The sequence below is a fragment of the Nitrospirota bacterium genome (assembly GCA_015233895.1).
Taxonomy (GTDB): domain Bacteria; phylum Nitrospirota; class Thermodesulfovibrionia; order Thermodesulfovibrionales; family Magnetobacteriaceae; genus Magnetomonas.
This window is the reverse complement of the sequence record JADFXG010000061.1, coordinates 1-2,493: the sequence shown is the minus strand read 5'-3', so window position 1 is coordinate 2,493 and position 2,493 is coordinate 1. Positions and strand designations below refer to the sequence as shown.

The following is a 2,493-nucleotide window of genomic DNA, read 5'->3' as shown; positions in this document are numbered from 1 at the left end:
CATTGTGTTATGCCTCCTTTTTTTCTTAACTGATAATATAATTCAGTTATGCAGTTTCTGAAAATATACTTTTCAAAAAATGCTCTCTAATTAGACGTCATGACACAGTTTTTTGAACTCTCTCGCTCAGACAGAAAGGCCACGATGCGATACATCTGTCTCCTTTTGCTTTTTACCAGCCTTTTGTGATGATAATTATTATAAGAAACATAGCTGCGGGGGTGCTACTGTCAGGCCTATAGATAAGGCAGGGTTTAAAAACGCTTGTTATCCCCATTGGACTTCGACACAAATTGACAAAGAAAAGGCATGGACAGGGTATTTTTCGGGCATAATGATTATGGAGACGGCACCAAGGTCATATGAGTACTACGTATGGCCGGTCAGAAATGCCACCCGGCAAAAATATCTGGACTAACTGCTACTATCATCATATGATTAGCTTATAGATGTTACATCGTAAAGACAAGCCGGAAACCGATGTTGCTGTGACCACGGTCAGGGGCGATGCTGCCCCGGTAGGAACACCGAACGTTTTGCTGGGTGTCAAGCCAGCTCCCGCCACGCACAACGCGGTTAATGCCGGCTCCCGTATATATTGGATTATTCTTAGAATGTTTGGTGTAAGAATCCTCTGCATATACATCCTCAACCCACTCCCAAACATTGCCGCTCATATCAAACAGTCCTAAGCCATTTGGTTGTTTTTGCCCAGCCGGATGTGTTTTATCCCCTGAATTTTCATCATACCATGCATATTTATCAACATCGCTGCCACCGGAGTACATCTCATCCTTTCCTCCGCTTCTGCACGCATACTCCCACTCCGCCTCTGTAGGTAAGCGATACTTGCTCCCCGTTTTATTATTTAATTTACGTATAAATTCTTTCGCATAATTCCAACTTACACGCTCTACAGGATAGTTGTCAGAAATGGCGCATTTTGATGGGTTGCTTGACATTATTTTAGTCCATTGTTCCTGCGTTACTACATACTTACCCATATAAAAACTCCCGACACATACCTCATGTACAGGTTTCTCATCTTTACCTCCACCACCAAACGTATCTCCCATCATATAACAGCCGCCCTTTACCAGCACAAACTCCATCTGTGTAAGAGTATCTGTGTAAGTACTGTCAGTTACGGCCTCTTCAGTGTTAAGATTATCCAAACTCTCATCTTTCTCCTGATTGTGCCCCAACAAGGCCTCTGAATTTTCTGATTGTGGATGCTTAACCCTTTTAAAAGGATTCACGCTCCTACGAAAAACAATAATCAATATCAGTAACGCTAATGCTGATAACAGTAACAGGATTTTCCGGAATTTGTGGTTGTCCTTATCAGGCTCAGATGGTACGCCTGTAAAACTTGTTGTTGGTTTATCTTGTTGGCGTTTAGCCTCCGGAGGCTGTGTTTCGTTGTCTGGTTTTTGTTCAACTTGTGATACCGTATCATTTTCAGTCTTTACGTCTTGCGTTGGTAGAGTCTCTGCTTTTACAGGGAGCACTTCGACGGGTTCTGACGTTTTGTCAGATGCTAAATAAATGTCATCAAAAACGGATGTTGAAAGAAAAGGCACTTGAGCACCTGCCGTTTTTTCTCTTACCCCTCTTGCTGTCTTTTTAAATACTTCTTCTATTTTTAACCCTGGGGTTAAAACGTTTTCTGAAAACTCCTCGGTAAACACTCCATTTTTCCCTTTACCATCACTGGCTGTCGAGCCTGCTGACGTTGCGTAAGCTATTATTGTTCCCCCTGCTGCTATTCCTTTCCCTGCATCCATTGATGCCAGCCCCCTTGTTGCTGAACGAAAACCTCTGGTAAAAGGATTATTCCTGCACGCATCTAAAATTACTATGTTTACCTGATTTCTTGAGCTTTCCATCTTCTCCAACACCATCTGTACATCAACAGCTTTGTATTTCACATCGTTTTCATCTTCTATCTCTGCATCTATCGGAATAATGTAATTTCTGCCCTCTACCTCCACACCATGTCCTGCAAAAAAGAATATTCCGATATTACCATTAGAAAGTTTTAAAGCAAAATCTTTTATTGCTCTCTCTAATTCTTTCTGGTTGGTATTTTCTTTAGTTATAACATCAAAACCTAACTTTGACAAAGTGTCACTCATTTTTCGCGCATCATGCAACGGGTTTTTCAATGGCGCCTTCTTATACGACGCATTTCCAACAACAAGCGCTATGCGTTTTTGAGAGTTGCGTGGCTCATCTTTTACAACTAATGACCTGTCTTTTGCGCTTGATAAGCCTGTCACAAATAGCACTAAAAAAAGCATTAGCGATATATATATAGATGACTTCATCTTTAGCCTAATCTCCGTTACAAATATCCATTAAAACTGTAATATGTTACTGTCATACTACAAAGTTTAGATATCTTACCACAAATATGGGGAAATCAACAATTCGAATTGCCTAATCAAAAAACTATACAAAACGGCAACGTTGCCTCAAATAAAAAACTAT

1 protein-coding gene is annotated in these 2,493 nt (G+C 40.7%); it reads right to left on the bottom strand.

Annotation, left to right across the window (positions count from 1 at the left end):
• Window positions 1–452: 452 nt before the first annotated feature.
• A complete protein-coding gene (locus tag HQK88_17160; protein MBF0618527.1) occupies window positions 453–2,330 on the bottom strand; it encodes an SUMF1/EgtB/PvdO family nonheme iron enzyme in 1,878 nt (625 codons plus the stop codon).
• Window positions 2,331–2,493 lie beyond the last annotated feature (163 nt).

Coding starts and splice junctions, on each gene's coding strand:
- HQK88_17160 (MBF0618527.1), bottom strand. CDS start 2,330: ATGAAGTCATCTATATATATATCGCTAATGCTTTTTTTAGTGCTATTT.